Below are 23,068 nucleotides of genomic sequence, written 5' to 3'. Positions count from 1 at the left end.
TTCTGATGGATGCTGGACATCTCGACCGTGCCGCTCTCGCCGAGAGCAGCGAGCGCTACTCCTCGATGTTCACCCACCACCCGCTCGCGGCGTACTCGATCGACTGCAACGGCTACTTCACCGACGCCAACGGCCGAGCGCTCGAGATGACGGGACTGACCCTGGAGCAGATGCGGGGCACGCACTTCGCGCAGATCATCCACCCCGACACCCTCCCCGCCATCCAGGAAGGGTTCGAGCGGGCGTTGGCGGGCGAGCCGCAGCTCGTCGACGCGTGTGTCCTGCGCGCCGACGGCGAGGTCATCGACATCCGGTGCACGGCGATCCCGGTCATCGTCGACGGCGCGGTCGTCGGCGTGCACGGGGTCACCGAGGACGTCACCGAGGCCAACCGGCTGGTGCGTGAGCTCGAGGCGGCCAACGTCGCGAAGACTTTGTTCCTGGCGACCGTGAGCCACGAGGTCCGCACGCCCCTGTCCGCGCTGGTCGGGGCCACCGAGCTGCTGATGGACTCCGAGCTGGATCCCGAGCCCGCGCACTACGCGAAAATCGTGCACCGCTCCAGCCTGCGGCTGATGCAGCTGGTCCACGACATCCTGGAGTACTCCGGGCTCGAGGCGCACCAGGCGGTCCTGCACCTCGGCCCGTTCGAGGTCCGCACGGCCATCGAGGACATCGCGGACTGGGCCATCGCCTCCGCCGCAGGTCGCGACATCACGTTCACCGTCGACGTCGACGACGCGGTGCCGGCAGCGGCGGTCGGCGACGGACGCAGGATCGTGCAGGTGGTGACCAACCTGGTGCAGAACGCGATCAAGTTCACCGAGCACGGCACGGTCGGCCTGAGCGTGAGCGCCGCCGGTCCCCCGCCCGGCGACGACAACGACGAGCACACCTGGGTCGAGTTCACGGTCAGCGACACCGGGATCGGGATCGCCGAGCAGCACCTCGACACCATCTTCGAGCCGTTCATGCAGGCCGACCCCCACACGTCGGGCGACCGCCAGGGCAGCGGCCTCGGGCTCGCGATCTGCCGTGAGCTGGTCGACCTGATGGGCGGTGAGCTCGAGGTGGCCGCCGTGCCCGGGGAGGGGAGCACCTTCACCTTCGGCGTCGCGCTGAGGCGCTGCGACGAGGCCCTGGTCTCGCCCTCAGTCCGCGGCTGAGAGCGCGGTCACCGCCGCCTCGGCGAGCACCCGCGCCGCGATGGGGGTCGCACCCTCGTCGACGCGCAGGTTGCCCTGGTGGAGGTCGTACGTCGGACCGCCGGGCGTGCGCGTGCCCAGCCGGGCCATCGCCCCCGGGACGGAGTCGAGGTACCAGCCGAAGTCCTCGCCGCCCAGGCTCTGGGCGGTCGACACGTGCCCGTGCGGCCCCAGGACCCGCTCGAGGGCGGAGCCGAGCAGCCAGGTCGACGCCTCGTGGTTGACCACCGGCGGCACGCCGCGCTGATAGGTCACCTCGGCGGTGACGCTGTAGGGCGCGACGATCGAGGTGATCAGCTGGCGGATCAGGTGCTCGGCGTCGGCCCAGGCCACCGCATCGAGCATCCGGACGGTGCCGGCGACCACGCCGCCGTGCGGGATCACGTTGTGGGCCGAGCCCGCGCGCACCATGCCCCACACCACGCTGACCCCGGCACGTGGGTCGAGGCGACGGCTGAGGATCGCGGGCAGCTCGGTGATCACCTTGCCCAGGGCGAAGGTGAGGTCCTCGGTCAGGTGCGGCCGCGACGTGTGGCCCCCCTTGCCGATGAGGCGGACGGTCAGCGCGTCGGCGGCACCGGTCAGCGGACCCTCGCGCAGGCCGATGCGGCCGACGTCGAGGCTCGGGTCGCAGTGCAGCCCGAAGACGTGGCTGACGCCCTCGAGGGCACCGGCCGAGATGAGGTGCAGCGCGCCGCCGGGCATGACCTCCTCGGCGGGCTGGAAGAGCAGCCGCACGCGCCCCGGCAGCAGCCCGCGCGCTGCGACCTCGGCGAGCGCGAGACCGGCGCCGACCAGCCCCGCGGTGTGGACGTCGTGGCCGCAGGCGTGGGCCACGCCGGCGACGGTGCTCTTCCACGGGTCGGAGATGAGGTCGTCGACGGGGAGGGCGTCGAGGTCTGCGCGGAGCGCGACCAGCGCACCGCCGTGGCCGATCTCGGCGAGCACTCCCCCGCCCTCGGGGCGCGTGACCGTCCAGCCGGCGTCCTCGAGCCTCGACACGACAGCGGTCGACGTACGCTCCTCGGCCCAGCTCAGCTCGGGGTGCGCGTGCAGGTCGCGGCGGAAGGCGACGAGGTCGTCGGCGTACTTGTCGACGACCTCGGAGATGACGGCGGAGGCACCGGCGGAGACATCGGCGGGGGCTGGGGGTGAGTCAGGCATGTCCCGGACAGTTTAGTGCGTGTCGCCGTCGTAGGCGGCCAACAGCCGGTCCGCGGCCAGTGGCGCCGGCAGCTCGCCCGCCAGGACAGCACGGCGTACGTCGTCGCGCACCGCCGCGACGCCGGGCGACGACCGCAGCCGCTGGGCGAGCTCGTCGCGCACCAGCGCCCAGGTGAACTCGAGCTGCTGCTCGGCGCGCTTGTGCGCCAGGCCGTCGGCACCGAGGTGCGCGCGGTGCTCCTCGATGCGGTCCCAGACGTCGTCGACGCCCGTCCCGGTCAGGCCGGAGCAGGTCACGACCGGGGGCGCCCACTCGGCGTGCCCACGCACCATGCGCAGCGCGCCGGCGAGCTCGCGGGCCGCGACCCGGGCCTCGCCCTCGTGCTCTCCCCCGCCCGCCGCGTCGGCCTTGTTGACCGCGACCACGTCGACGATCTCGAGGATGCCCTTCTTGATGCCCTGGAGCTGGTCGCCCGTGCGGGCCAGGGTGAGGAAGAGGAAGGTGTCGACCATCCCCGCCACCGTCACCTCGGACTGCCCCACGCCCACCGTCTCCACCAGCACGACGTCGTAGCCGGCGGCCTCGAGGACCAGCATCGCCTGCGTGGTGGCGCGGGCGACGCCGCCGAGCGTGCCTGCCGAGGGCGAGGGCCGGATGAACGCGTTCGGGTCGACCGACAGGGTGGCCATGCGCGTCTTGTCACCGAGGACCGAGCCCCCGGTGCGCACCGACGACGGGTCGACGGCGAGCACCCCGACCCGGTGCCCCGCCCGGGTCAGCCGGGTGCCGAGGGTCTCGATGAAGGTCGACTTGCCGACGCCCGGCACCCCGGATATGCCGACGCGAGTGGCGGGCGGCAGGTCGGTCGCGGCGAGCTCGGTCAGCAGCTCACGGGCCGCCACGCGGTGCTCGGCGCGCGAGGACTCGACCAGCGTGATGGCGCGCGAGACGTCCGCGCGCCGGCCGGCTCGTACGCCCTCGACCAGCGCCGCGACGTCGACCTCCCGGGCGGGCCGCGCCATCAGGAGGCGTGCTCGTCCCGCAGCCGGGCCAGCAGGTCGAGCGCGGACTCCGCGATCACGGTGCCCGGCAGGAACACCGCGGCGGCCCCCATCTCCTTGAGCGTCTCCACGTCGTCGGGAGGGATCACCCCGCCGATGACGATCATGATGTCCGGTCGGCCCTGGTCGGCGAGCGCCTGCTTGAGGGCGGGCAGCAGCGTGAGGTGGCCGGCCGCCAGCGAGGAGACCCCGACGATGTGCACGTCGGCGTCGATCGCCTGCTGGGCGACCTCCTCGGGCGTGGAGAACAGCGGGCCCACGTCGACGTCGAAGCCGAGGTCGGCGAACGCGGTGACCACGACCTTCTGGCCGCGGTCGTGGCCGTCCTGGCCCATCTTCGCCACGAGGATGCGCGGGCGGCGCCCCTCCTCGGCCTCGAACTCCTCGGTGGCCTTGAGCACCTCGGCCACGGCCGATCCCTCGGCGGTGCCTGCCTCGTCGCGGTACACGCCGCTGATCGTACGGATCACCGCCTGGTGGCGGCCGTAGACCTTCTCCAGCGCGTCGGAGATCTCCCCGACCGTCGCCTTGGCGCGGGCCGCGTCGACGGCCAGCTCCAGGAGGTTGCCGTCCAGGGAGCCGCCACCGACCGGTCCGCGCTCGGCGCTGTTGGTCAGCGCCTCCAGCGCACGGCGTACGTCGTCGTCGTCGCGCTCGGCGCGCAGCCGCTCGAGCTTGGCGACCTGCTGGCGGTAGACGTCGTCGTTGTCCACCCGCAGGACGTCGAGCTTGTCCTCGGCGGCGAGGCGGTAGGTGTTGACGCCGATGACCTTCTGGCTCCCGGAGTCGATCCGGGCCTGGGTGCGCGCCGCTGCCTCCTCGATGCGCATCTTGGGGATGCCCTGCTCGATCGCGGCGGCCATCCCGCCTGCGCGCTCGGCCTCCTGGATGTGCGCCCAGGCCCGCTCGGCGAGGTCATGGGTGAGCTTCTCGACGTAGTAGGAGCCGGCCCACGGGTCGATGACCTGGGTGGTGCCGGACTCCTGCTGCAGCAGCAGCTGGGTGTTGCGCGCGATGCGGGCCGAGAAGTCGGTCGGCAGCGCGATCGCCTCGTCGAGGGCGTTGGTGTGCAGCGACTGCGTGTGGCCCTGGGTGGAGGCCATCGCCTCGATGCAGGTGCGGCCGACGTTGTTGAAGACGTCCTGCGCGGTCAGCGACCAGCCGGAGGTCTGGCTGTGCGTGCGCAGCGAGCGGGACTTGGGGTTCTGCGGGTCGAAGTCGTCGACCAGCCGCGCCCACAGCGCCCGGGCCGCGCGCATCTTGGCGACCTCCATGAAGAAGTTCATCCCGATGGCCCAGAAGAACGACAGCCGCGGCGCGAACTGGTCGATCGTCATGCCCGTGCCGAGGCCGGCGCGGATGTACTCCACGCCGTCGGCCAGCGTGTAGGCCAGCTCGAGGTCGGCCGTCGCCCCGGCCTCCTGGATGTGGTAGCCGGAGATCGAGATGGAGTTGAAGCGCGGCATCTTCTGCGAGGTGTAGGCGAAGATGTCGCTGATGATCCGCATGCTCGGCGCCGGCGGGTAGATGTAGGTGTTGCGGACCATGAACTCCTTGAGGATGTCGTTCTGGATGGTCCCCGCCAGCTGCTCCGGCTTCACCCCCTGCTCCTCGGCCGCGGCGATGTAGAGCGCGAGCACCGGCAGCACCGCGCCGTTCATCGTCATCGAGACCGACATCTCGTCCAGCGGGATGCCGTCGAAGAGGGTGCGGGTGTCGTAGATCGAGTCGATCGCCACGCCCGCCATGCCGACGTCGCCACGCACCCGCGGGTGGTCGGAGTCGTAGCCGCGGTGGGTCGCGAGGTCGAAGGCGACGCTGAGGCCCTTCTGCCCGGCCGCGAGGTTGCGGCGGTAGAACGCGTTGGACTCCTCGGCGGTCGAGAAGCCGGCGTACTGCCGGATCGTCCACGGCTGGGTCGTGTACATCGTCGGGTAGGGACCGCGCAGGAACGGCGCGAGGCCCGGCCACGTGTCGAGGCCGTCGAGGCCCTCGAGGTGCTCGGGGCCGTAGACCGGGAGGATGTCGATCCCCTCCGGGCTCGCCCACGGGCCTTCACCATTCGTTGGTCGAGTAGCCCGCGAGGAACGAGCGGGCGTATCGAGACCCACGTCAGCAAAGCTCTTCGGGATGCTCCCCTGCGTGCTCACTTGGCGAGCTCCTCTCGGATCCGGCCGAGGAAGCCGAGCGCGTCGACCCCCATGGCGGCCCAGTCATCGACGTCGGTCACGGTCTTCTCCCCCGGCTTGCCCGCCAGCACGACGTACGACGCCCCTGCCGCACGCAGGGCAGCGACGAGGTCGGCGCCCCACTCGGCGTAGGCCGCGTCGGTGCCCGCGAGGCAGACGACGGGCTGGCCCGCGTAGGCGGCCGTCACGGCCTCGACGCCGTCGGTCGCGCCCGCCGCCTCGACGGCGACGCCGCCCGCGGCGAACAGGTTGGTGGCGAAGGTGGCGCGCGCGGTGTGCGCGGAGATCGGTCCCATCGTGGCCAGGAACACCGGCCGCTGGGCGGGCTCGGCGCGCATGTCCTCGTAGGCCCAGCCGTAGTGCCGGGTGTAGCGGTGCGGCAGGTGCTCGCGCTCGGGCAGCACCTCGTCGAGGTTCGGGAACTCCGAGACACCGGTCAGGGGCCGCGAGCGGTCGGCGACCTGGGCGTCGCGTGCCGCGGCCACCTCCCTCACGCGCTCCTTCACACCCGTGCGGGCGGCGTCGGCCAGCGCGCCACCGTCGGCCTCGATCCGGCCGAGCTCGGCCCAGGCGGCGACCGCGAGGTCGTCGGTGAGCTTCTCCACGGCGTACGAGCCGCCGGCCGGGTCGGTGACCGCGGCGACGTGCGACTCCTCGATCAGCAGCGAGGAGGTGTTGCGCGCGATGCGGCGCCCGAACGCGTCGGGCATGCCCAGCGGTTCGTCGAACGGCACGACCGTGACCGCGTCGGCCCCACCGACTCCTGCGGCAAAGGCGGCGATCGTGCCACGCAGCATGTTGACCCACGGGTCGCGCCGGCTGGTCATGGGACGGCTGGTGACCGCGTGCAGCGCCATCTGGTGCTCGCCGCCGGCCCCGGACGCCTCCAGGACCCGGGCCCAGAGGCGACGGGCGGCCCGGAGCTTGGCGATCGTGGGGAACTGCTCGTCGGTGGCCGCGAGCCGGAACTCCACCATCGGCGCGGCCTGGTCGACGGAGAACCCCTCCTCGGCCAGCAGGCGGAGGTATGCCACACCGGTGGCGATGGCCCACCCGAGCTCTTGGGCGTCGCTGGCGCCCTGGTCGTGCAGGGCCGTGCCGTCCACCAGGAGCGACCGCACGCCGAGCTGGAAGCCACGACGTACGACGGGGGCGAGCAGGTCGCGCGCCGTGGCGCCGTCCTCACGCACGCGGGAGTGGAGCATCTCGAGCGTCTGGAGGTCGAAGGACAGGTTGGTGCCGGGGTGCAGCGCGCCGTCCACGCCTTCGAGGAAGGCGGCGAACGCCTCCACCTGCTCGGTCGAGGCCCGGTCGAGGACGACGGGCGCCAGGTCGAGCAGCACCCCCTCCAGCACCGTCGACCAGTCGTGCTCGCGCTCGTCGTCGACGTGCAGCAGCAGCGACGTGGCACCGTTCTCGAGGTCCTGCAGCACCGCCTCGTTGGCGGCCTTGTCGTCGACGACCTCGACCTGGGTGCGCACGTCCCACGCGCCGACGCGCGTCGGGCGGCCGGCGGTGGTGAGGCCGTCGAGGTCGGACTGCTGACCGATCGGCGCGACGGCGACGCCGTCGAGCGTGGTGCGCGTCAGCGCGGCCCAGACGTCGGAGTCGGGCGCGTCCTCGCCGAGGCGGCGCGCCTTGCGGAGCACCGCGGCGGTCGCTGCCTCCCAGGCCGCGACGTCGTAGGTGTCGTCGTCGCCCACCAGCTTGAGGGAGCCCTCGGCCGGCTGCAGCTCCTCGGGCTCGTCCAGTCCACCTTCGAGGTCGGTCATGCTGCGCAGGATAGGACGACCGTCACGTCGGGGACACCCGCCGGACTATGGGATAGGTCTCACCGAGGCTCGGTGCGACCCTCGTTGTCCTTGTTGCGCAGGCCGATCTTGTTGCCCAGCCACACCAGGGGGTCGTACTTGCGGTCGACGACGCGCTCCTTCATCGGGATGATCGCGTTGTCCGTGATTCGGATGCCCTCGGGGCAGACCTCGGTGCAGCACTTGGTGATGTTGCACATGCCGAGGCCGGCCGCGCCCTGGGCGAGCTCGCGACGGTCGTGGGTGTCGAGGGGGTGCATGTCGAGCTCGGCGTAGCGGATGAAGAACCGCGGCCCGGCGAAGTGCTGCTTGTTGTCCTCGTGGTCGCGCACGACGTGGCACACGTCCTGGCACAGGAAGCACTCGATGCACTTGCGGAACTCCTGGCCGCGCTCGACGTCGACCTGGGCCATCCGCCGCTTGCCGTCCGCGTCGCGCGGGCCCAGCTCGGCGTAGGGGAGCTCGCGCGCCTTGCGGTAGTTGAAGGACACGTCGGTGACCAGGTCGCGGATCACCGGGAAGGTGCGCATCGGCGTGACGGTGATGGTCTCCTCGGGCTCGAAGTCGGAGAGCCGCGTCATGCACATCAGCCGGGGGCGTCCGTTGATCTCCGCGCTGCACGAGCCGCACTTGCCGGCCTTGCAGTTCCACCGGATGGCCAGGTCGCCGCTCTGGGTGGCCTGCAGGCGGTGGAGCGCGTCGAGCACGACCTCGCCCTCGGAGACCTCGACGGTGTAGTCCTGCAGGTCCCCGCCGTCCTGGTTGCCCCGCCACACCCGCATCTTCAGGTCGTAGGCCATGGTCAGCTCCCCTCGAAGTGAGACTTCAGCTCGTCGGGCATCTCGGGCAGCGGTTGCTCCTCGAGGGTCACGCCGGTGCCGGCCTCGTCGAGGCGGACGACGAGGTTCTTCGTGCCCCACTCCGCGTCGGTCTTCGGGTAGTCGTCGCGCGTGTGGCCGCCGCGCGACTCCTGCCGGGCCAGCGCCGCCTTCGCGATCGACTCCGAGACGAGGAGCATGTTGCGCAGGTCGAGCGCGAGGTGCCAGCCGGGGTTGTACTGCCGGTGGCCCTCCACCGACATCCGCTGCGCCCGCTCCTTGAGCTCCTCGATCCGCACCAGCGCCTGCTCGAGCTCCTCGGCGGTGCGGATGATGCCGACGAGGTCGTTCATCGTCTGCTGGAGCTCCTGCTGGATCGTGTAGGGGTTGTCGCCGCCCTCGACCTGGAACGGCGTCAGCGCCGACCACTCGCCGGCCCGGACCGCCTCGTCGGACACGACCGGGCGCTGCGCCGGCCCGCCCTCCCCGAATTGGAGGGCGTACGCCGCTGCCGCCTCGCCCGCGCGCCGCCCGAAGACCAGCAGGTCGGAGAGGCTGTTGCCGCCCAGCCGGTTGGACCCGTGCATCCCGCCCGAGCACTCGCCGACCGCGTAGAGGCCGGTGACGGCGCTGAGCTCGGTGTCGGGGTCGACCTCGATGCCGCCCATGACGTAGTGGCAGGTCGGCCCGATCTCCATCGGCTCCTGGGTGATGTCGACGTCGGCGAGCTCCTTGAACTGGTGGTACATCGACGGCAGCCGCTTGCGGATGAAGTCGGGCTCGCGGCGCGAGGCGATGTCGAGGTAGATGCCGCCGTGCGGCGTGCCGCGGCCGGCCTTGATCTCGGAGTTGATCGCCCGGGCGACCTCGTCACGCGGCAGCAGCTCGGGTGGTCGGCGGTTGTTCTTCTTGTCCTCGTACCACCGGTCCGCCTCCTCCTCCGTGTCGGCGGTCTCCGCCTTGAAGAAGTCGGGGATGTAGTCGAACATGAAGCGCTTGCCCTCGGAGTTCTTCAGGATGCCGCCGTCGCCGCGCACCGACTCCGTGACCAGCAGCCCCTTCACCGAGGGCGGCCAGACCATCCCGGTCGGGTGGAACTGCACGAACTCCATGTTGATCAGCGACGCACCGGCCCGGAGTGCGAGCGCGTGGCCGTCGCCGGTGTACTCCCAGGAGTTGGAGGTCACCTTGAACGACTTGCCGATCCCGCCGGTGGCCAGCACGACCGCCGGGGCCTCGATCGTCACGAAGCGGCCGGTCTCGCGCCAGTAGCCGAAGACGCCGGACAGCGCGCCCGTGTCGTCCTTGAGCAGGTCGGTGACGGTGCACTCCATGAAGACGTCGATCCCGATCTGCACCGCACGCTGCTGGAGCGTCCGGATCATCTCGAGACCGGTCCGGTCGCCGACGTGCGCGAGGCGGGCGTACCTGTGGCCACCGAAGTCACGCTGGCTGATCAGCCCGTCCTCGGTCCGGTCGAACAGGGCGCCCCAGTCCTCGAGCTCCATCACCCGCTCGGGCGCCTCCTGGGCGTGCAGCTGCGCCATCCGCCAGTGGTTGAGCATCTTGCCACCGCGCATGGTGTCGCGGAAGTGGACCTCCCAGTTGTCCTCCGGCCAGCGGTTGCCCATCGCCGCTGCGATGCCGCCCTCGGCCATCACCGTGTGCGCCTTGCCGAGCAGCGACTTGCACACGATCGCGGTCTCCGCGCCCGCCTCGTGGGCGGCGATCGCCGCCCGCAGGCCCGCGCCGCCGGCGCCGACCACCACCACGTCGTACTGGTGGCGCTCGATCCCGCCCTCGGCGTAGTAGGACATCTCGTTGCCGGTCATCGGATGCCGGGTGTCGCTGGTCATCTAGAAGAACCTCACGTCCTGGATCACTCCCGTGGCGAGCAGGTAGATGTAGAAGTCGACGACCGCCACCGAGAAGAGCGAGTACCACGCCCACGTGCCGTGGCTGGTGTTGAGCCGCGAGACCCAGGTCCACAGCCGGTAGCGGACCGGGTGCTGGGAGAAGTGGCGCAACCGGCCGCCCACGATGTGGCGGCACGAGTGGCACGAGAGCGTGTAGAGCCAGATGAGCATGACGTTGGCGAGCATCAGGAGCGTGCCCAGGCCCATGTGGATGCCGCTGGTCTCCCCGTCGCCGACGGCGTACTCGGCCGGCATCGGCCGGAAGGCGAGCGCCACGTCGTAGGTCAGGACGAGGCCGACCAGCACCGCGGCGTACCAGAAGTAGCGGTGCACGTTCTGCAGGATCAGGGGCAGCCTGGTCTCGCCGGAGTAGGACCCGTGCGGCTCCGCGACCCCGCAGGCGGGCGGGCTCAGCCAGAACCCGCGGTAGTAGGCCTTGCGGTAGTAGTAGCAGGTCATCCGGAAGCCCAGCGGGAAGATCAGGATGATCAGCGCCGCTGACAGCGGCCACCAGGCGAAGGGCTGCCCGAAGTCGGACGCGCCCTCGACGCAGTCGCCCAGGCAGGGCGAGTAGAACGGCGACAGGTAGGGCTCGGCGTAGTAGTCGCGGCCCATGAACGCGCGGATCGTGGCGAAGACGACGAAGCCCGAGAAGACCACGAACGTGGCCAGGGGCTGGAGCCACCACCGGTCCTGTCGCAGCGTGCGCGCGTCGATGTGCGCGCGGGTCGGACTCGTCACGCCGCGGTCGGTCGATGCCATGTGTCCTCCTGCTGCCCGGACTGGGGTCCGGGCGTCACAGCGACTATGGCCTGTGTCACACCTGAGCGGAAGACAACGCGCCCAGCAAAACGTCACACGGACTCGGCGCGTCGGGCACGCGGGAGCCGCGATACCGTGCCCCTTGTGGCAACCCAACTCAAAGACCCCAGAGGTAGCGGCCCCGTCCTGGTGAAGGGCGCGCGGGCCTCCCGCACCACGATCGCACTCAAGCTGGGCATGGCGATCAGCGGCGTGATCTTCCTCGGCTTCGTGCTCGCCCACATGTACGGCAACCTCAAGGCGTTCGCGGGCCACGAGGCCTTCAACGAGTACGCCGAGCACCTCCGCGAGCTGGGTGAGCCGATGCTCCCCCACGAGGGCGCCCTCTGGATCCTGCGGGTCGGCCTGATCGCCGCCCTGGTGGTGCACGTCTACTGCGCCGTCGTGCTGTGGCGCCGCGCGGCCGCCGCCCGCACGACCAAGTACGTCATGAAGAAGCACACCGGCGCGATCTTCGCGAGCCGGCTGATGCGCTGGGGCGGCGTGACGATCCTGCTGTTCCTCGTCTGGCACCTGCTCAACTTCACGATCGGCAAGGTCAACGTCCAGGGCGGCCCCACCAACGACCCCTACCTCCTCATGGTCGACACGTTCGACGTGTGGTGGCTGACGCTGATCTACCTCGTCGCGATGCTCGCGCTGGGCGCCCACCTGCACCACGGGATCTGGAGCGCGGCCCAGACCCTCGGCTGGACCGGCACCGCCGCGAAGCGCCAGCGCGCCAAGAGCATCGCCTTCGTCCTCGCGCTGATCGTCTCGATCGGCTTCTCCCTCGTCCCGCTCGGTGTCCTCGCCGGCATCATCACCAAGTAAGGGGTCACCACTCGTGAGCCACGACATGGACATGCCCGACACCGTCACCTCGGCGGAGGCCTCCCGCTCCGGCGCGCTCGACGGCGACTACGACGACGCCGCCGGCTACTACACGCCCGGTGAGCCGCTGGTCGACACCAAGGCGCCGGACGGCCCGATCGCCGACCGCTGGCAGAACCGCAAGTTCGAGGCGCGCCTGGTCAACCCGGCCAACCGCCGCAAGCTCGACATCATCATCGTCGGCACCGGCCTGGCGGGCGCCTCGGCCGCCGCCACGCTCGGCGAGGCCGGCTACAACGTGAAGACGTTCTGCTACCAGGACTCCCCGCGCCGGGCCCACTCGATCGCCGCGCAGGGCGGCATCAACGCCGCGAAGAACTACAAGGAGGACGGCGACTCCGTCCACCGCCTCTTCTACGACACGGTCAAGGGCGGCGACTACCGCTCGCGCGAGTCCAACGTCTACCGCCTGGCCGAGGTCAGCACGAACATCATCGACCAGTGCGTCGCGCAGGGCGTCCCGTTCGCCCGCGAGTACGGCGGACTGCTCGACAACCGCTCGTTCGGTGGCGTGCAGGTGTCCCGCACGTTCTACGCGCGTGGCCAGACGGGCCAGCAGCTGCTGATCGGCGCCTACCAGGCGCTCGAGCGGCAGGTCGCGGCCGGCACGGTCTCGATGTACTCCCGCCACGAGATGCTCGAGCTCGTCGTCGTCGACGGCAAGGCGCGCGGCATCATCGCCCGCGACATGATCACCGGCGAGATCCAGACCCACCTCGCCGACGTCGTGGTGCTGGCCAGCGGTGGCTACGGCAACGTCTTCTACCTGTCGACCAACGCGATGGGCTCCAACGTCACCGCGGCGTGGCGCGCGCACCGCAAGGGCGCCTACATGGCCAACCCCTGCTACACGCAGATCCACCCGACCTGCATCCCGGTCACCGGCACGCACCAGTCCAAGCTGACGCTGATGTCGGAGTCGCTGCGCAACGACGGTCGCATCTGGGTGCCGAAGAACCAGGCCGACTGCGACAAGGACCCGCGCGACATCCCCGAGGAGGACCGCGACTACTACCTCGAGCGGATCTACCCCTCCTTCGGCAACCTGGTCCCCCGCGACATCGCCTCGCGTGCGGCGAAGTACCAGTGCGACGACGGCCGCGGTGTCGGGCCCGAGGTCGACGGCGTACGCCGTGGTGTCTACCTCGACTTCGCCGACGCGATCGCGCGACTGGGTCGCGACGCCGTCGAGGCGAAGTACGGCAACCTCTTCGACATGTACGCCCGGATCACGGGCGAGGACCCCTACTCGGTCCCGATGCGGATCTACCCGGCCGTGCACTACGTCATGGGCGGCCTGTGGGTCGACTACGACCTGCAGTCCACGATCCCGGGCCTGTTCGTGACGGGGGAGGCCAACTTCTCCGACCACGGCGCCAACCGCCTCGGCGCCTCGGCGCTGATGCAGGGCCTGGCCGACGGCTACTTCGTCCTGCCCCACACGATCCGCGACTACCTCGCCGACGGTCCGTTCGAGGAGGTCTCCGAGGACCACCCGGCCGTGGTCGAGGCGCGCGAGTCGGTCAAGGGCCGCATCGAGCACTTCCTCACGGTCAACGGCGAGCGGAGCGTGGACTCGTACCACCGCGAGCTCGGCAACATCATGTGGGAGTACTGCGGCATGGAGCGGACCGAGACCGGCCTGAAGAAGGCCATCGACCTGATCCGGTCGCTCAAGGACGACTTCTACCGCAACGTCAAGGTCCTCGGCAGCGCCGAGACCCTCAACCAGTCCCTGGAGAAGGCCGGCCGCGTCGCCGACTTCTTCGAGCTGGGCGAGCTCATGTGCATCGACGCCCTCAACCGTCGCGAGTCCTGCGGCGGTCACTTCCGCGGCGAGTCGCAGACCGAGGACGGCGAGGCGCTGCGGCACGACGACGAGTTCGCCTACGTGTCCGCCTGGGAGTGGGCCGGCGACGACGAGTCCAACCAGATGCGCGCCCCCGTCCTGCACAAGGAAGACCTGGTCTACACGGCCATCGAGATGAAGCAGCGGAGCTACAAGTGAACCTGACCCTGAAGATCTGGCGCCAGCCGGACGCCTCGACCCCGGGGGCCATGCACACCTACCAGCTGGCCGACGTGTCCGAGGACATGTCGTTCCTGGAGATGCTCGACGTGCTCAACGAGCAGCTCAACGCCGAGGGCGAGGAGCCCATCGCGTTCGACTCCGACTGCCGCGAGGGCATCTGCGGCATGTGCGGCCTGATGATCAACGGCGAGGCGCACGGGCCGGAGGTCACCACGACCTGCCAGCTCCACATGCGCTCGTTCAGCGACGGCGAGACCATCACCATCGAGCCGTGGCGCTCCGACGCCTTCCCGGTCATCAAGGACCTGGTCGTCGACCGCGGCGCGTTCGACCGGATCATCCAGCAGGGTGGCTTCATCTCGGTCAACACCGGCTCGGCCCCCGAGGCCCACTCGGTGCCCGTGCCCAAGGACGACGCCGACCGCGCCTTCAACGTCGCGACCTGCATCGGCTGCGGCGCCTGCGTCGCCGCCTGCCCCAACGGCTCGGCCTCGCTCTTCATGGGCGCCAAGATCACCCACCTCGGCCTGCTCCCCCAGGGACAGCCCGAGCGGGACGAGCGCGTGGTCAACATGGTCGCCCAGCACGACCACGAGGGCTTCGGCGGCTGCACCAACATCGGCGAGTGCACCGCCGCCTGCCCCAAGGAGATCCCGCTCGACGTGATCTCCCAGCTCAACCGCGACCTGCGCACCGCGATCCGCAACGGTCACTGAGGCTCGTACGCCTCATCGACGAGGGCCGGGGGTGCTCCCCCGGCCCTCGTCTCATGTGTCGCCGCCCAGGGTGGCGGCATACGACATGCCGCAGGCCCAGGGTGGCGGCATACGACATGCCGCAGGCCCAGGGTGGCGGCATACGACATGAAATCGGGCGCCACGCAGGTCATGTGCCGCCAGGGACAGCCCGGCGGCTGTCGTATGCCGCCAGAGAGGCGACGCCATACCGCCCGGTCACTGAGCACGTACGCGTCCCGACGGTGTGCGCACCCCTGCCTCCTCAAGGGGCCGTACGTCGGCCCGCAGGGTGGCGGCATACGACATGCCGCAGGCCCAGGGTGGCGGCATACGACATGAAATCGGGCGCCGCGCAGGTCATGTGCCGCCAGGGACAGCCCGGCGGATGTCGTATGCCGCCAGGAAGCGGCGGCCGTCGAGGAAGCGGTCAGCGGCGGCGGCGGGCGAGGGCCACGAGGCCGAGCATCGAGGCGGCGCCGGCGGCGAAGGCCGCCTTGGGTGATGACCCCTCAGACGCCGAGGGGCGTACGACGCCCGCTGCCGCCGCGAGGTCGATCTGGGGGCCCTCGACGGCCTGGTCGAGGGCTTGGCGGGCCTCACGGATCGCGCGGGCCTCAGGCGAGGTGTACGCCCACGAGGCGGCGTAGACGACCACGCGGGAGAAGTAGTTGATCCAGACCAGGAGGATCAGCGCGATGCCGAAGGCCTGGAAGGCGTCGGAGTTGGCGGTGGCCTTGAGGAGGTAGGTCGAGAGCTGCTTGAGCAGCTCGAAGGCGACCGCACCCAGCAGGGCGCCGGACCACAGGGACCGGGTCGGCATCTCGGGGGCCGCGAGCAGCCGGAAGAAGGCGAAGAAGAGCAGGGCGTTGGCCCCCAGGCCCAGAGCGAGGGCGAGCACCCAGAAGAACACGCCGGCGACCGGGCCGAGCTGGAGGGCGTCCAGGATCGGGGTGAGGAGCTTGGTCGCGACGCCCGAGACGGCCACGCTGACCACCAGGACCGAGCCCAGTGCCAGCAGCGCGAGGATGTCGCGCAGCTTGCCCGACACGAAGCCGGGCTGCTCGCGGGGCGGTTCCTCGAAGACCGCGACGAGCGCGTCACGCATCCCCGAGAGCCATCCCAGACCGGAGTAGAGGGTGAGCACGATGCCGACGCTGAAGATGCCGGGGGCCGCGCCCTGCAGGGTGTCCAGGCTGACGCCGGTCTTGCCGCCGACGAGCCCGGGAAGCACCGAGTTGGCCGCCTCCACGAGGGTCGTCTCGGCCCGGGAGTAGACCTTGGCCACCTGACCGAAGATCGCGAAGGCGAGCGCCAGGATCGGGAAGAAGGAGAGGAACGCGAAGTAGGTGACGGCGGCGGCGAGGGCGTTGCCCTTGACCTCGCCGTAGTGCTCGACCATCCGCACGAGGTGGTCGACGAAGGGGCGCCGCTCGCGGACGCGCGCGAGCCGCTGCTTGGCGGAGGTGACGAGCGACATCAGCCGAGACCGAACTCTCGCGTGGGGACCCACCCGGTGACGTCGTCGTGGACGTAGAGGCTGAAGCACGCCGCGTCGAAGGAGCACTCGAAGTCGGCCAGCTCGGCGAACGCGCGGTCGAGGGTGGCGTCGTCGAGGTGGTGGGCGATGGTCACGTGCGGGTGGTAGGGGAAGCGCAGGTCGACCTCCAGCGGGCCACGGCGCACGGCGTCGGCGAGCTGCTCGCACGACGAGATCCCCTCGACGACCGTCACGAAGACCACCGGGGAGACCGGCCGGAACGTGCCGGTGCCGCGCAGGTGGATGCCGAACGGCTCGACGGTGGCGGCCGCCTCGGCGAGGTGCTCGGAGACCGACGCGATCTCGGCGTCCTCCAGCTCAGTGGGCGGCAGCAGGGTGATGTGCGTCGGGATCTGCGACGCGGTCGTGTCGCCGATGGAGGTGCGGTAGTCCTGGAGCTCGGTCGCCCAGGGCTCCGGGATCGCGATGGCTACTCCGATGGTGGGCACCTCACCGACCCTACAGAACCGGTTCGCTGCACGGATCACCCGCTTAGTAGGCTCGGCCGTCGTGAGTGACACCTTCCGCGCCGCCCAGGCCCGCAGCGATGCGATCGAGCAGCAGATGGCCGACGATCCGGCCTCGCTGCGCATGCTGACCGGGGACCGTCCGACCGGAGCGCTGCACATCGGCCACTACTTCGGGTCGATCCGCAACCGCCTCCGCCTGCAGGACAGCGGCGCCGAGATCTGGCAGCTCATCGCCGACTACCAGGTGATCACCGACCGTGAAGTCGGCGGCGACATCGCCGGCAACGTGCGCAACCTGCTGCTCGACAACATCGCGGCGGGCCTCGACCCGGAGAGGGCGACGATCTTCACGCACTCCTCCGTGCCCGCGCTCAACCAGCTGATGCTGCCGTTCCTGAGCCTGGTCAGCGTCGCCGAGCTGCAGCGCAACCCCACCGTCAAGGACGAGGCGAAGTCGGCGGGCATCACCTCGATCGGCGGGCTGCTGCTGACCTATCCCGTGCACCAGGCCGCCGACATCTTGTTCTGCAAGGCCAACGTCGTGCCCGTGGGTCGCGACCAGCTCCCCCACCTCGAGCAGACCCGGGTCGTCGCGCGGCGCTTCAACGACCGCTACGCCCCGGTGTTCCCGGAGCCGGGCGCGCTGCTCTCGGAGGCACCGCTGATCCTCGGGACCGACGGCACCAAGATGAGCAAGTCCAAGGGCAACGTCGTCGAGCTGCGGATGACCGCGGACGAGACGGCCAAGAAGCTCAAGGGCGCCAAGACCGACAGCGACCGGGTCATCACCTACGACCCCGACAACCGTCCAGAGGTCGCCAACCTGCTCACGCTGATCGGGCTCTGCGAGCGCGTGGACCCGGCCACGGTGGCCGACGAGATCGGCGACGGGGGCGGTGGCGCGCTCAAGGGCCGGCTCACCGACGCGATCAACACCGAGCTCGCACCGCTGCGCGCGCGCCGCCTCGAGCTCGAGGCCGACCCGGGCTACCTCCACGACGTGCTGCGCCGTGGCAACGCGCGCGCCAACGAGGTCGCCGAGGCCACGCTGGACGAGGTGCGTGAGGCGATGGGCATGGTCTACATGTGACCGACGTCACACTGCGACGTGATGTGACTCACCAGTAGGTTCCCCACACGGCCGGGAGGTCCGGCCGGGGAGGGAACCCCATGGGAGCACCATCACGTCGTCGGGCACAGTCTCGGATGAGGTCGGCCGGCGCGACAGCCACCCTGACGATCCTGCTCTGCACAGTGCTCGCAGCTCTTGGTACGTCGTCGGCTAGCGCCGTCGTCCCCGAGCCGCCCCGGCCCGCGTTCTACGAGACCCCCGCCACCCTGCCCAGCGCCAACGGTGCGGTGATCCGCACCGAGGAGGTCGACTTCCTGCTCGACCCGCTCGACGCCACCAGCCTGGTCCGCAACGCCACCCGGGTCCTCTACCGGACCACCAACCGCACCGGGAGGGCGATCGCGGCCTCCGGCACGGTGCTGGTCCCCACCACGCCGTGGGTCGGCGTCGGCACGCGCCCCGTCATCGGCTACGCGCCCGGCACCCAGGGCATGGCCGACCGCTGCGCCCCGTCGCGGCTGTTCTCCGAGGGCATCGAGTACGAAGGCGTCGGCATCGAGGGCCTGCTGCAGCGCGGCTACGCCGTCGCGATGCCCGACTACGAGGGCCTCGGAACGGTCGGCGTGCACACCTACATGGACCGGGTCTCGCAGGGACGGGCCACCCTCGACGTCGTACGCGCCGCGCAGCGCCTCACCGACACCGGCCTGAGCACCACCAGCCCGGTCGGCCTGATGGGCTACTCGCAGGGCGGCGGCGCCGCGGCGTCCGCGGCCGAGCTGGCACCGACCTATGCCCCCGACCTCAAGGTCAAGGGCGCCGTCGTCGGCGCGGTGCCGGCGGACCTCGAGAAGGTCGCCACGAACCTCGACGGTGGCCTCTACTCCGCCTTCGCGTTCTTCGCCCTGCGCGGCCTCTCCGCGAGCTACGACGTCGACCTGTCGCCGTACCTCAACGACCGGGGCCGCGCGACCAGCGACCAGGTGGAGACCGAGTGCGTCTTCGACCTGCTCGACCACTCCTTCGTGAAGTCGTCGTCGCTCAGCGCCAACGGCCAGCCCATGTCGACACTGATGTCCGCGGAGCCCTTCAGGTCGATCGTCGAGGCGCAGCGCATCGGCACGATCAAGCCGGCCTTCCCCGTGCTCGTGACGCACTCGGCGCTCGACGACGTCATCCCCTACTCCGTCGGCAAGGCGATGGCACGCTCGTGGTGCGGCAAGGGCGCCAACGTCTACTTCTCCACCAACGTCGCCCCGCTCCACGTGGGCGGCATCGTCCCGCAGACGGCGGAGGCCCTGCCCTTCTTCGAGGCACGCTTCGCGGGCCTGCCGCAGGTCAGCAACTGCTGGCTGGTCTGAGTCCCGGCCGAGGCCGGGAGGGTGGACGAGCTCCGGTGCTCCACCGACGACGGGACCACCTGGTCCGCCCAGCCCCTCCCGGGCTTCAGCCGAGACGTGGTCGGGTCACACGACCCAGCCCACGTTGTCGGCGACCAGGTCGGCCGCCGGGTAGATCCCGCGCAGCTCCTGGCGTCGCTGCAGCAGGCTGACCACGTCTCCCACGTTGCGGTCGGCGAGCTGCCGGCGGCGCTCCATCTCGATCTCGATCCTCTTCTCGTCCATGGTGACCCCCTCAGGAAAGGTTTCGGGCGGCTGACCCACCCCCATGGATTGGATCGTTACAAACTCACGCTACGCAAGAGTTCCGCCCGTGTTAACTCCACGCAACATGAACGGAAAAAACAGGCACGAAACCCCAGTGGGGACAGGGTTTCAGGCGTGTACGACGTCGCGCTGGCGCACGTGGAGCCGGGCCGAGACCAGAAGGATCGCGACGCCGCCCAGCGACAGGGCGAGGCCGACCAGCGCCGGCGCCCGGAGCCCCCAGCCGGCGGCGATGACCAGGCCGCCGAGCCACGCGCCGAGCGCGTTGGCGATGTTGAGCGAGGCGTGGTTCATCGCCGCGCCCAGGGTCTGAGCGTCGCCGGCGACGTCCATCAGCCGCAGCTGCAGGTTGATGACGAGCACCGATCCGAGCGTCGTGATGAGGAAGACGACCGGCAGCGCGGCCCAGCCGTGCGGCGCGGCGACCCAGAAGGCCAGCATCGTGGCGGCCATGCCGGTGCCACCGATGATCAGCGAGCGGAAGATCGACCAGTCGGCCATGATCCCGGCGAGCCAGGTGCCGGCCACCATGCCGAGCCCGAAGGACAGCAGGTAGATCGGCACCGACCGCTCCCCCAGCCCGGCCACGTCGGTGACCACGGGGGCGATGTAGGAGTAGACGGCGAACATGCCGCCGAAGCCGACCGCGCCGGCCAGCAGGGTCAGCCACACCTGCGGCACCTTGAAGGCGGCGAGCTCGCGCCGCCCGCTGGCCCCGGTGTCGCCGGGGCACGACGGGACGAACCACGTCACCATCGCCAGCGTGACGATCGCCAGCCCGGAGACCGCCCAGAAGGCCGCCCGCCAGCCGAGCTCCTGGCCGAGCACCGTGGCGGCCGGGACACCGAGCACGTTGGCGACCGAGAGGCCGAGCATGACCTGCGACACCGCCCGGCCCTTGCGCGACGGGCGCGCCATGCTCGCCGCGACGAGGGAGGCGACACCGAAGTAGGCGCCGTGCGGCAGGCCGGCGGCGAAGCGGGCCAGCATCAGCTGCTCGTACGACGTCGCCAGCGCGCTCACGCCGTTGCCGACGGCGAACGCCGCCATCAGCGCGACCAGCAGCGCGCGCCGCGGGAGCCGGGCACCCAGGAAGGCCAGCACGGGGGCACCGACGACCACCCCGACGGCGTACGCCGAGATGACGTGGCCGCCGGTCGGGATGGAGACGTCGACGCCGTCCGCGATCTGCGGCAGCAGGCCCATCGTGACGAACTCGGTGGTGCCGATGGCGAAGCCACCCATGGCCAGCGCCAGGACGGCGAGCGCGAAGTGCCGCGCGGTCACGGAGGGGGCGTCGAGGTCCGACGCAGGAGTGTCGGTGAGGTCGGTGGCAGCAGTCGTCATCACTGGGCGCAAGGCAGGACCCCCGGAGTTTGTTCCCCGGGGGTCCTGGCTGTGACGGGTGTCGCGTCAGCCGAGCCGGGCGAGCGCCTCGTTGAAGGTGGTCGACGGGCGCATCACGGCGGCGGCCTTCTCGGGGTCGGGCCGGAAGTAGCCACCGATGTCGGCGGGCTTGCCCTGGACCGCGAGCAGCTCCTCCACGATCTTCTGCTCGTTGTCGCGCAGCGTGCTCGCCAGCGAGGCGAAGGCCCCGGCGAGCTGGGCGTCCTCGGTCTGCTTGGCCAGCTCCTCGGCCCAGTAGAGCGCGAGGTAGAAGTGCGAGCCGCGGTTGTCGATCGTGCCGAGCTTGCGACCCGGGGAGCGGTCCTCGTTGAGGAAGGTCTCGGTCGCCTTGTCGAGCGTGTCGCCGAGGATCCGGGCGCGCGCGTTGTCGTCGTAGCCGGCGAGGTGCTCCAGCGACGCGGCCAGCGCGAAGAACTCACCCAGGCTGTCCCAGCGCAGGTAGTCCTCCTTCACCAGCTGCTGCACGTGCTTGGGCGCCGAACCGCCGGCGCCGGTCTCGAACAGGCCGCCACCGTTCATCAGCGGCACGATCGAGAGCATCTTGGCGCTCGTGCCGAGCTCGAGGATCGGGAACAGGTCGGTGTTGTAGTCGCGCAGCACGTTGCCGGTGACCGAGATGGTGTCCTCGCCGCGGCGGATCCGCTCGAGCGAGTACGTCGTCGCGGCGGCCGGCGCCATGACCTGAATGTCGAGCCCGTCGGTGTCGTGCTCCTTCAGGTACTCCTGAACCAGGTCGATGAGGTTGGCGTCGTGCGCGCGAGTCTCGTCGAGCCAGAACACGGCAGGCGTCTCGCTGGCCCGGGCGCGGGTGACGGCGAGCTTGACCCAGTCGCGGATCGAGGCGTCCTTGGTCTGGCAGGCGCGCCAGATGTCGCCGGCCTCGACGTCGTGCGACATGAGCACGTCGCCGGCGGCGTTGCGCACCTCGACCTTGCCCGCAGCGGGGATCTCGAAGGTCTTGTCGTGCGAGCCGTACTCCTCGGCGGCCTTCGCCATGAGGCCGACGTTGGGGACCGAGCCCATGGTGGACGGGTCGAGCGCGCCGTGGGCGCGGCAGTCGTCGATCGCGGCCTGGTAGACGCCCGCGTAGGACGAGTCCGGGATGACGGCGAGGGTGTCCTGCTGCTCGCCCTGGGCGTTCCACATCTGGCCCGAGGTGCGGATCATGGCCGGCATCGAGGCGTCGATGATCACGTCGGACGGCACGTGCAGGTTGGTGATGCCGCGGTCGGAGTCGACCATCGCGAGGGCCGGGCCCTCGGCCAGGCCCTTCTCGAAGGCCGCCTTGATCTCCGCGCCGTTCTCCACCGAGTCGAGGCCGGCCAGGATGGCGCCCAGCCCGTCGTTGGCCGACAGGCCCGCGGCGGCGAGCTGCTCGCCGTACTGCGCGAAGACGTCGGCGAAGTAGGCGCGCACGACGTGGCCGAAGATGATCGGGTCGGAGACCTTCATCATCGTCGCCTTGAGGTGGGCGGAGAAGAGGACGCCGTCGGCCTTGGCCTTCGCGACCTGGGCCTCGAGGAACTCGTCGAGCTTCGCCGCGCTCATGAAGGTGCCGTCGACGACCTCGCCGGCGAGCACCTCCAGGCCCTCCTTGAGCACCGTCTCGGTGCCGTCACTGCCGACGTGCACGATGGAGAGGGTGTCGTCGGCGGGGATGACGACCGACTTCTCGTTGCTGCGGAAGTCGTCGTGGCCCATGGTCGCGACGTTGGTCTTCGACTCGCTGCTCCACGCCCCCATCGAGTGCGGGTGCGACTTGGCGTAGTTCTTCACCGAGGCGGGCGCGCGGCGGTCGGAGTTGCCCTCGCGCAGCACCGGGTTGACCGCGGAGCCCTTGACCTTGTCGTAGCGGGCGCGGACCTCGCGCTCCTCGTCGGTCTGCGGGTTCTCCGGGTAGGCCGGCAGGTCGTAGCCCTGCGACTGCAGCTCGGCGATGGTCGCCTTGAGCTGCGGGATGGAGGCGGAGATGTTGGGCAGCTTGATGATGTTGGCCTCGGGCTTCGTGGCCAGCTCGCCCAGCTCGGCCAGCGCGTCGTCGAGGCGCTGCTCCTCGGTGAGGCGGTCGGGGAACTGTGCGATCACGCGGCCGGCCAGCGAGATGTCACGGGTCTCGACGTCGACACCCGCGGTCTTCGCGTAGGCGGCGATGATCGGGAGGAACGAGTACGTCGCGAGCAGGGGCGCCTCGTCGGTGTGGGTGTAGATGATCTTGGCCATGGGTAGGACAGCTCCTGGTGATCGTGCTGGATGATCCGGCATAACTCTTGACGTCAAGATACCTGA

Annotated in this window: 18 protein-coding genes; 6 read left to right on the top strand and 12 right to left on the bottom strand. The window is 70.5% G+C overall.

All coding sequences use genetic code 11. The features are described from left to right. Positions 1-5 precede the first annotated feature (5 nt). The gene (locus tag ACS3YM_RS03035) at positions 6-1,166 is read left to right on the top strand and encodes a sensor histidine kinase (protein ID WP_439938600.1); all 1,161 of its coding nucleotides are present in this window, start codon (positions 6-8) and stop codon (positions 1,164-1,166) included. Here ACS3YM_RS03035 and ACS3YM_RS03030 read toward each other — a convergent pair. From ACS3YM_RS03030 to ACS3YM_RS03000, 7 genes are read right to left on the bottom strand one after another with little or no spacing between them, the layout of a single operon-like run. Further along, positions 1,152-2,369 (bottom strand): amidohydrolase, encoded by a 1,218-nt coding sequence (locus ACS3YM_RS03030; RefSeq protein WP_439938599.1) that lies wholly within the window; start codon positions 2,367-2,369, stop codon positions 1,152-1,154. The genes ACS3YM_RS03035 and ACS3YM_RS03030 overlap by 15 nt on opposite strands. Positions 2,370-2,381: 12 nt before the next feature. Then, a complete protein-coding gene (meaB, locus tag ACS3YM_RS03025; protein ID WP_439938598.1) occupies positions 2,382-3,392 on the bottom strand; it encodes a methylmalonyl Co-A mutase-associated GTPase MeaB in 1,011 nt (336 codons plus the stop codon). Then, complete coding sequence (scpA, locus tag ACS3YM_RS03020; RefSeq protein ID WP_439938597.1) at positions 3,392-5,581, bottom strand: methylmalonyl-CoA mutase; 2,190 nt, start codon at positions 5,579-5,581, stop codon at positions 3,392-3,394. The genes meaB and scpA overlap by 1 nt, the downstream gene beginning before the upstream one ends. Then, on the bottom strand, positions 5,578-7,392 hold the full coding sequence (locus ACS3YM_RS03015; RefSeq protein WP_439938596.1) for a methylmalonyl-CoA mutase family protein: 1,815 nt from the start codon (positions 7,390-7,392) through the stop codon (positions 5,578-5,580). The genes scpA and ACS3YM_RS03015 overlap by 4 nt, the downstream gene beginning before the upstream one ends. Before the next feature lie 59 nt (positions 7,393-7,451). Next, the gene (locus ACS3YM_RS03010) at positions 7,452-8,231 is read right to left on the bottom strand and encodes a succinate dehydrogenase/fumarate reductase iron-sulfur subunit (RefSeq protein WP_439938595.1); all 780 of its coding nucleotides are present in this window, start codon (positions 8,229-8,231) and stop codon (positions 7,452-7,454) included. Positions 8,232-8,233: 2 nt separating this feature from the next. Then, positions 8,234-10,066, bottom strand: a complete 1,833-nt coding sequence (locus tag ACS3YM_RS03005; RefSeq protein ID WP_439939822.1) for a fumarate reductase/succinate dehydrogenase flavoprotein subunit — start codon at positions 10,064-10,066, stop codon at positions 8,234-8,236. A gap of 39 nt (positions 10,067-10,105) precedes the next feature. Beyond that, the gene (locus tag ACS3YM_RS03000) at positions 10,106-10,927 is read right to left on the bottom strand and encodes a hypothetical protein (protein WP_439938594.1); all 822 of its coding nucleotides are present in this window, start codon (positions 10,925-10,927) and stop codon (positions 10,106-10,108) included. 189 nt (positions 10,928-11,116) lie between these two features. Here ACS3YM_RS03000 and ACS3YM_RS02995 point away from each other — a divergent pair, with 189 nt between their 5' ends. From ACS3YM_RS02995 to ACS3YM_RS02985, 3 genes are read left to right on the top strand one after another with little or no spacing between them, the layout of a single operon-like run. Beyond that, complete coding sequence (locus ACS3YM_RS02995) at positions 11,117-11,800, top strand: succinate dehydrogenase cytochrome b subunit (protein WP_439938593.1); 684 nt, start codon at positions 11,117-11,119, stop codon at positions 11,798-11,800. Positions 11,801-11,831: 31 nt separating this feature from the next. Further along, positions 11,832-13,868 carry a fumarate reductase/succinate dehydrogenase flavoprotein subunit gene (locus ACS3YM_RS02990; protein WP_439939820.1) on the top strand — a complete coding sequence of 679 codons (2,037 nt, stop codon included), beginning with the start codon at positions 11,832-11,834 and terminating at the stop codon, positions 13,866-13,868. Continuing rightward, complete coding sequence (locus ACS3YM_RS02985) at positions 13,865-14,608, top strand: succinate dehydrogenase/fumarate reductase iron-sulfur subunit (protein ID WP_439938592.1); 744 nt, start codon at positions 13,865-13,867, stop codon at positions 14,606-14,608. The genes ACS3YM_RS02990 and ACS3YM_RS02985 overlap by 4 nt, the downstream gene beginning before the upstream one ends. 448 nt (positions 14,609-15,056) lie before the next feature. Here the strand turns inward: ACS3YM_RS02985 and ACS3YM_RS02980 are convergent, their stop codons facing one another. Both ACS3YM_RS02980 and ACS3YM_RS02975 read right to left on the bottom strand, forming a co-directional pair. Next, entirely contained in the window at positions 15,057-16,106 is a 1,050-nt protein-coding gene (locus ACS3YM_RS02980) for a YihY/virulence factor BrkB family protein (protein WP_439938591.1), read from the bottom strand. Next, complete coding sequence (locus tag ACS3YM_RS02975; protein ID WP_439938590.1) at positions 16,106-16,615, bottom strand: 2'-5' RNA ligase family protein; 510 nt, start codon at positions 16,613-16,615, stop codon at positions 16,106-16,108. Before ACS3YM_RS02975 ends, ACS3YM_RS02980 begins: the two co-directional genes overlap by 1 nt. 61 nt (positions 16,616-16,676) lie before the next feature. Between ACS3YM_RS02975 and trpS the strand changes: the two genes are divergently transcribed. Together trpS and ACS3YM_RS02965 are read left to right on the top strand one after the other, a co-directional pair. Next, a complete protein-coding gene (gene trpS, locus ACS3YM_RS02970; protein ID WP_439938589.1) occupies positions 16,677-17,726 on the top strand; it encodes a tryptophan--tRNA ligase in 1,050 nt (349 codons plus the stop codon). Between the two features lie 116 nt (positions 17,727-17,842). Next, the gene (locus tag ACS3YM_RS02965) at positions 17,843-19,069 is read left to right on the top strand and encodes a lipase family protein (RefSeq protein ID WP_439938588.1); all 1,227 of its coding nucleotides are present in this window, start codon (positions 17,843-17,845) and stop codon (positions 19,067-19,069) included. A 105-nt stretch (positions 19,070-19,174) separates the two neighbouring features. Here ACS3YM_RS02965 and ACS3YM_RS02960 read toward each other — a convergent pair whose 3' ends face one another. From ACS3YM_RS02960 to ACS3YM_RS02950, 3 genes are all read right to left on the bottom strand, one after another. Beyond that, positions 19,175-19,333 (bottom strand): hypothetical protein, encoded by a 159-nt coding sequence (locus ACS3YM_RS02960; protein WP_439938587.1) that lies wholly within the window; start codon positions 19,331-19,333, stop codon positions 19,175-19,177. Between the two features lie 150 nt (positions 19,334-19,483). Beyond that, the gene (locus ACS3YM_RS02955; protein WP_439938586.1) at positions 19,484-20,722 is read right to left on the bottom strand and encodes an MFS transporter; all 1,239 of its coding nucleotides are present in this window, start codon (positions 20,720-20,722) and stop codon (positions 19,484-19,486) included. A gap of 66 nt (positions 20,723-20,788) precedes the next feature. Then, positions 20,789-23,002: an NADP-dependent isocitrate dehydrogenase gene (locus tag ACS3YM_RS02950; protein WP_439938585.1), complete on the bottom strand. Its 2,214-nt coding sequence runs from the start codon at positions 23,000-23,002 to the stop codon at positions 20,789-20,791. Positions 23,003-23,068 lie beyond the last annotated feature (66 nt).

This window comes from Nocardioides sp. N13(2025), from assembly GCF_051912545.1.
In the GTDB taxonomy this organism is placed as follows: domain Bacteria; phylum Actinomycetota; class Actinomycetes; order Propionibacteriales; family Nocardioidaceae; genus Nocardioides.
This window is presented reverse-complemented; position numbering and strand designations above follow the sequence as displayed.